A 6053-nucleotide genomic window follows, 5' to 3' on the forward strand; every position below is an offset into this window, starting at 1 on the left:
TCACTTCAGGGAATGCTAAAACCCCCTTGACAAGGGCTTATTTTCCTTAACTTGTCACCAATAATGGTGCAATAGAGATCACGGTCAATTTAACTCCAGTCCACACCTACATCATAAATGCACTGGATCATTAGTGTAGAAAAATTACTCCCCCCAATCTCTTTCAGGGGGGAGTTTCTGTTGAAGCCAGAAGTAATAAGCTCTAAAAACAATCAGCGCCAATCAAGACTGTACCTCATAGCTATGAGAAACGCTATCTAGCCAATCAGCGCCAATCAATAATTTTACCTCATTTATTTTAGAAACCCTAGAATTTTTAGTTTATTCTTCATAATTTATACTTACTTCATAATTAATCCTTCATAATTCATATTTAATTTATATTTTATAATTAATCCTTCATTAGGACTTGATTTTCTCCAGTAAATGAATTATTCTACTCTCCAGAGAACGAAAAAATATAAATGGGTGGCAAGTTTAACTGTGCCCCCATCGGTGATATAGCTGTTTTGGCGTTATTCAGGGTGCCCTTACTTCCCAAGTTTGTGGTGGCCAGGATAAACACGGTGCTTAACACTCCCTAGGGTCTTGGGTTATCCCAAAACTCGATTATAGGTATGGGTAACTCCAACTAGGAGCCTATAGAGTTAATAACTAAAAAAGAATCTCCAGGGTTCTAGTGGGTGGAGTGTGCAAATTCTCGTTCCAAACTCAACCTATTCGTCAGGAGATTTTCCTCAATGGCACGTATTGCAATTAATGATATTCAGGAATCAGAGAGCTTTTTGAGTGAGCTCAAAGATACAGATGTGGCGATGGACCAAATCAACGGTGGTTTATTCTTTCGTCCGTTCTTTGGTCCGTTCTTTGGTCCGTTCTTTCCTCGTCCGTTCTTTCCTCGTCCGTTCTTTCCTCGTCCGTTCTTTCGTCGTCGCCGACGGAGATAGCTGAATTGAAGTATTAATTTATATCCTCTGGTTTTGGTAATACCACCATTATCTCCCAACTTTGCGGTGCGACCCGTGGCGAATTTAATTACGGGTCAAGGGCACCGGGGGGGACTTTAACTTACTTTTCTGCCCCAGGATTGGCAAGGCTGTTTCATTGTCGTAAAAGATAGATGCCCAGATAGGGGTAATTCTCGACAAGGGATACAGCGCAGTCTTGGGGAGCCAGTGCGGTCTTGGGGAGGCAGCGCCGACCTGCGGGGGTTTCCCCCATGAGCGACTGCCGTGGTCTCGCCCAAGACCGCATTAGTGTTGTTTATCCCATTCGCGACTGCATTGCTATTCCCTCTTCTCTGTGGCGAGATCCCCTGTGGCGAGATCCTCTGTTCCCTAAAATCCAGGACTGTGTACCTCACCCATTAGAGGCAGGGCTGTAACATTGCTCGCCAAAAATAGATGGGGAGATGGGGAGATGGGGAGATGGGGAGATGGGGAGATGGGGAGATGGGGAGATGGGGAGATTTTTATTAAGCGATGCAGCGCCTTCATGCGGGGGTTTCCCCCGGAGACCAAACCTGATTACGTTGAGCCTTTATGGTTGGTCGGCTATGCAGAAAAGGGGTAAAACTTATTGATTAGCGTGATTTGCGCGGTCTTGGGGGTTTCCCCCACTCGCTATTGCATCAAGACAAGGCGAGCCTGTCTTACGGTAAATTCAAACCACTCGCTATTGCATCAAGACAGGGTAATTATCCCGACATGATATTAAAGGCAATCAGCGCCAATAAAGACTGTACTTCATTTATAGCGTTTATCATAGCTATGAGGTACAGAGATTTTTTTATTACCTATTCCCTGTTGCCTGCTGCCTGCTGCCTGTTCCCTAAAACCCCGATAATTGTACCTTATGAGTTGGAGAATTACTAGCTTTTATAAGCGCTATAATTCATAATTTATCTTTCACAATTTATCTTTCATAATTCCTAGTTTCTTCTTCATAATTTATGCTTACTTTATATTTTAATTTTCATAATTTATCCTTCCTTCATATTTAAAATATTCTCCTTCATAAGACTTGCTTTTCTCCAGTCAATGAATTATTCTACTCTCCAGAGAACGAAAAAAATAAATGGGTGGCAACTTTAATTGTGCCCCCATCGGTAAGATAGCTGTCTTGGGGTTATTCAGGGTGCCCTTACTTCCATAGTTTGTGGTTGCCAGGTTAAACACGGTGCTTAACACTCCCTAGGGTCTTGGGTTATCCCAAAACTCAATTGTAGGTATGGGTAACTCCAAGTAGGAGCCTATAGAGTTAATAACTAAAAAAGAATCTCCAGGATTCTAGTGGGTGGAGTGTGGAAATTTTCGTTCCAAACTAAACCAATTCATCAGGATATTTTCCTCAATGGCACGTATTGCAATTAATGATATTCAGGAATCACAGAGCTTTTTGACTGAGCTCAACGATACAGATGTGGCGATGGATCAAATCAACGGTGGTACCTTCTTCCCATTCCTACCATTCGGATTCGGACCATTCCGATTCGGATTCTTCCCGGAGCCGTTTGGCCGCCGCCGCCGTCGTTTTCGTCGTTTACTGAACTTGCTGGATTGAAGTATTAATTTATATCCTCTGGTTTTGGTAATACCACCATTATCCCCCAACTTTGCGGTGCGACCCGTGGCGAATTTAATTACGGGTCAAGGGCACCGGGGGGGACTTTAACTTACTTTTCTGCCCCAGGATTGGCAGGGTTGTTTCATTGTCGTAAAAGATAGATGGCCAGATGGGGCTAATTTTCGACAAGGGATGCAGCCCAGTCTTGGGAAGGTCACGTCACCTGAACTTGCTAATGGTGCTTGAGATAACCGTGAACCAGTGCGGTCTTGGGGGTCTTGCCCAAGACCGCATTAGTGTGGTTTACCCCATTGGCGATGGCATCGCTATTCTCTCTTCTCTGTGGCAAGATCCCCTGTGGCGAGATCCTCTGTTCCCTAAAATCCAGGACTGTGTACCTCACCGAATTGAAAACCGCTATATATAGCAATTTTGATTTTGGTGAGGTACAATGCTTATCTTTTTAAGGCAGAGGGCACCCACCCCTAATATCATGTCCGCTTGAATACCCATAATTAATGGAAAGTGTGGGAAGGGTAGGGAGGGTGGGAGGAGATGGGGAGATGGGGAGATGGGGGAGATTTTTATTAAGCGATGCAGCGCGGTCTTGGGGAGGCAGCGCGGTCTTGGGGGTCTCCCCCATGAGCGACTGCCGTGGTTTCCCCCACTCGCGCTTTGCATCAAGACAGGGTAATTATCCCGACATGATATTAAAGGCAATCAGCGCCAACAAAGACTTTACCTGATCTATTTTAGAAACGCTATAATTCATAATTCATCTTTCATAATTCCTCCTTCATAATTCCTAGTTTATCCTTCATAATTTATACTTACTTCATATTTGATAATTCATAATTTATACTTACTTCATATTTGATAATTCATCCGCCCTAGGACTTGATTTTATCCAGTAAATGAATTATTCTACTCTTCAGAGAACGAAAAAAATAAATGGGTGGCAACTTTAATTGTGCCCCCATCGGTAACATAGCTGTTTTGGCATTATTCAAGGTGCCCTTACTTACCAAGTTTGTGGTTACCACGATAAATACGGTGCTTAACACTCCCTAGGGTCTTGGGTTATCCCAAAACTCGATGATAGGTATGGGTAACTCCAACTAGGAGCCTATAGAGTTAATAACTAAAAAAGAATCTCCAGGATTCTAGTGGGTGGAGTGTGGTTTCGTTCCAAACTAAACCAATTCATAAGGAGATTTTCCTCAATGGCACGTATTGCAATTAATGATATTCAGGAATCACAGAGCTTTTTGACTGAGCTCAAGGATACAGATGTGGCGATGGACCAAATCAACGGTGGTTTTTTTGGATTGTTCGGATTCTTATTTCTCCTAAAGCGCAAGGCTAAACATAAGCCCGATATACATAAGCCCGATACACATAAGCCCTACCCTACACACCACCACTGCCCTGAACACTCACACTAATGTGATTATCCGAGCATCACTCGGACAATTACATTCACTTTGGGCAACACAATCAACAGCTAGCTTATAAAGGCACTGGATAATTAGTGCTCAAAGATTACTCCCCCCAATCTGGTTAAGGGGGGAGTTTTTGTTTAAGGTTGACCTGAGGTTACATAACAGTACAGGGAGCAGGGAGTAGGGAGCAGGGAGCAGGGAGCAGGGAAGAGGGAAGAGGGAAGAGGGAAGAGGAACCCACCCCTAACCCCTCCCAGGAGGGGAAGAGGGAAAAAATCATGTGTACCTCATAGCTATGATAAACGCTATATATAGCGCTACGCGCAAGGCAAGAGGCAAGAGGCAAGAGGCAAAAGTTTACTACACAAGGTTTTCAGCTTGTATCAATGTCCTAACTTTAATGCGTAGTGCTATACATCAAGCAGTCTAGAGGAATTTACTTCAGTTTTTACCCCCGCTTCCCTTTTTCAAAAAAATTCGGTCAAGTTTTGGTTAACGCCAATCCTTGACCGAATTTTTTATTGCAATTTTCAACGCTTCACAGCTTAGCTGCACCTCAAGCCACTAGTAACACCACCGAATCATATTAGTTGTGCTTTACTTAGCCGGTCAATTGTCGGAATCCAAAACACACTACATTATCCTTTACACTTGAGGTTTTGTTTTAGCCAGGGATTGGCATCCCTGGCAATTTACTATCTTAATCTAGCTTAATCTAGCAGCACATATCGAATCAAAATACTGATCACCTCTCCAGGATTTTCAGTAGGTTGAGGTGTGCTCCAATCATTCACCTGCCCGTAACCAAGGGCATAAAGTGTAGAAATTGTGTTCCGAACAGCTTGGGGAGAACCAATTAACATATGTTTGATTTGTTCCCGTCGTCGCTGTTCCTCACCAGAGGGGTTAGGCACACTAGGCTGGTTGGGATTATCATCAGGGTTGGGGAGGAAGTTTTGATCCATAATGATTCGTTTCCTTTTGCTGAAAATTGCAATATATCTATTGTATAATTTGACGACGTTAATGTCAAATATGTTTGAAAATAATTTAAATAACTTAATAGTTTAAGGTAAGTAGTCAGCTATCAGCTATCAGCTATCAGCTAATTCATCCCAGCTTCGAAGCCTGTGCCACGAGTCATGTAATTTTCCCCATACTTTCAGTTCTGATTAATCTGGAACTATTAAATTTTATCGTTCTAGGTTTATTTTAAGCTGTTCGCGTAGCGTGAGCTTTTAGCTCACGGCTGACGGCTGACGGCTGACGGCTGAATGCTTACAGTTTAAGTTTCAACAAAATGGTTAATTACTAATAAATTAGGGAGTCGGGAGTCGGGAATCGGGAGTCGGGAAATGGGAGTAGGGGTGGGGAAATTTGACTGGACTATTTCACCAGCACTTTCGCGATCGCATAAATAACCCAGTAGAATCGGCATCAGGCGTGGAACAGGCATCTTGTGTGGAACTGGCATCAGGGGTAGAACTGGCATCTTGCCAGTTTCAATATATTGTTGGGCAGGCAGGATGCCCACTCCACTGATGTTCATCCCAAGATTCACCAATGCCGGGAAAATTCACTGAACTATTTCACCAACACAAAAGCTTACCCATAAATAACCCAGTAGAATCGGCATCAGGCGTGGAACAGGCATCTTGTGTGGAACTGGCATCTTGCCAGTTTCAATATATTGTTGGGCAGGCAGGATGCCCACTCCACTGATGTTCATCCCAAAATTCACCAATGCCGGGAAAATTCACTGAACTATTTCATCAACACTTTTGCGATCGCATCTATCAAACACTCCGGAGATCCCAGTCGGGGTGGGGAAAATGGACTGTACCATTTCACCAACACAAAAGCGATCGCATCTATCAAACACTCCGGAGTAGCCCTGCATCCCTTCCAGTCACACCACACCCAGTCACCCCAGACTCATGTCTTTCTTAAAAACCTACTCTGATCAGATCTCCCCATCTCCCCATCTCCCCATCTCCCCATCTCCCCGCCCCCCCGCCCCATCTCCCCACCTCCCCACACCTCCCC

11 protein-coding genes are annotated in these 6053 nt (G+C 43.9%); 8 read left to right on the forward strand and 3 right to left on the reverse strand.

From position 1 onward, the window contains the following. Nucleotides 1–683: 683 nt before the first annotated feature. The 7 genes from F6J99_RS40460 to F6J99_RS40490 all read left to right on the forward strand — a co-directional run bounded on the left by F6J99_RS40460 (nucleotide 684) and on the right by F6J99_RS40490 (nucleotide 4010). Nucleotides 684–947, forward strand: coding sequence for a hypothetical protein (locus F6J99_RS40460; RefSeq protein WP_293121894.1), 264 nt, complete (start codon nucleotides 684–686; stop codon nucleotides 945–947). A 272-nt stretch (nucleotides 948–1219) separates the two neighbouring features. After that, nucleotides 1220–1384, forward strand: a complete 165-nt coding sequence (locus tag F6J99_RS40465) for a hypothetical protein (RefSeq protein ID WP_293121897.1) — start codon at nucleotides 1220–1222, stop codon at nucleotides 1382–1384. A 35-nt stretch (nucleotides 1385–1419) separates the two neighbouring features. After that, nucleotides 1420–1572 (forward strand): hypothetical protein, encoded by a 153-nt coding sequence (locus tag F6J99_RS40470; protein WP_293121900.1) that lies wholly within the window; start codon nucleotides 1420–1422, stop codon nucleotides 1570–1572. Between the two features lie 780 nt (nucleotides 1573–2352). Then, nucleotides 2353–2562 (forward strand): hypothetical protein, encoded by a 210-nt coding sequence (locus F6J99_RS40475; protein ID WP_293121904.1) that lies wholly within the window; start codon nucleotides 2353–2355, stop codon nucleotides 2560–2562. Nucleotides 2563–2734: 172 nt separating this feature from the next. After that, nucleotides 2735–2992, forward strand: a complete 258-nt coding sequence (locus F6J99_RS40480) for a hypothetical protein (RefSeq protein WP_293121907.1) — start codon at nucleotides 2735–2737, stop codon at nucleotides 2990–2992. A 136-nt stretch (nucleotides 2993–3128) separates the two neighbouring features. Beyond that, a complete protein-coding gene (locus F6J99_RS40485) occupies nucleotides 3129–3311 on the forward strand; it encodes a hypothetical protein (protein WP_293121910.1) in 183 nt (60 codons plus the stop codon). Nucleotides 3312–3788: 477 nt separating this feature from the next. After that, entirely contained in the window at nucleotides 3789–4010 is a 222-nt protein-coding gene (locus tag F6J99_RS40490; RefSeq protein WP_293121914.1) for a hypothetical protein, read from the forward strand. A 151-nt stretch (nucleotides 4011–4161) separates the two neighbouring features. Here the strand turns inward: F6J99_RS40490 and F6J99_RS40495 are convergent, their stop codons facing one another. From F6J99_RS40495 to F6J99_RS40505, 3 genes are all read right to left on the reverse strand, one after another. Beyond that, complete coding sequence (locus F6J99_RS40495) at nucleotides 4162–4353, reverse strand: hypothetical protein (protein WP_293121917.1); 192 nt, start codon at nucleotides 4351–4353, stop codon at nucleotides 4162–4164. Between the two features lie 364 nt (nucleotides 4354–4717). Beyond that, nucleotides 4718–4972, reverse strand: a complete 255-nt coding sequence (locus tag F6J99_RS40500; protein ID WP_293121920.1) for a hypothetical protein — start codon at nucleotides 4970–4972, stop codon at nucleotides 4718–4720. A gap of 320 nt (nucleotides 4973–5292) precedes the next feature. Then, on the reverse strand, nucleotides 5293–5556 hold the full coding sequence (locus F6J99_RS40505; RefSeq protein WP_293121923.1) for a hypothetical protein: 264 nt from the start codon (nucleotides 5554–5556) through the stop codon (nucleotides 5293–5295). A 108-nt stretch (nucleotides 5557–5664) separates the two neighbouring features. Between F6J99_RS40505 and F6J99_RS40510 the strand changes: the two genes are divergently transcribed. After that, complete coding sequence (locus tag F6J99_RS40510) at nucleotides 5665–5970, forward strand: hypothetical protein (protein WP_293121926.1); 306 nt, start codon at nucleotides 5665–5667, stop codon at nucleotides 5968–5970. Nucleotides 5971–6053: the final 83 nt, after the last annotated feature.

Origin of the sequence: Moorena sp. SIO4G3 (assembly GCF_010692305.1) — a bacterium.
Classification (GTDB): Bacteria; Cyanobacteriota; Cyanobacteriia; order Cyanobacteriales; family Coleofasciculaceae; genus Moorena; species Moorena producens_A.

Coding starts and splice junctions, on each gene's coding strand:
- F6J99_RS40500 (WP_293121920.1), bottom strand. CDS start 4,972: ATGGATCAAAACTTCCTCCCCAACCCTGATGATAATCCCAACCAGCCT.
- F6J99_RS40480 (WP_293121907.1), top strand. CDS start 2,735: ATGGGGCTAATTTTCGACAAGGGATGCAGCCCAGTCTTGGGAAGGTCA.
- F6J99_RS40465 (WP_293121897.1), top strand. CDS start 1,220: ATGAGCGACTGCCGTGGTCTCGCCCAAGACCGCATTAGTGTTGTTTAT.
- F6J99_RS40470 (WP_293121900.1), top strand. CDS start 1,420: ATGGGGAGATGGGGAGATGGGGAGATGGGGAGATGGGGAGATGGGGAG.
- F6J99_RS40505 (WP_293121923.1), bottom strand. CDS start 5,556: ATGAACATCAGTGGAGTGGGCATCCTGCCTGCCCAACAATATATTGAA.
- F6J99_RS40490 (WP_293121914.1), top strand. CDS start 3,789: ATGGCACGTATTGCAATTAATGATATTCAGGAATCACAGAGCTTTTTG.
- F6J99_RS40475 (WP_293121904.1), top strand. CDS start 2,353: ATGGCACGTATTGCAATTAATGATATTCAGGAATCACAGAGCTTTTTG.
- F6J99_RS40485 (WP_293121910.1), top strand. CDS start 3,129: ATGGGGAGATGGGGGAGATTTTTATTAAGCGATGCAGCGCGGTCTTGG.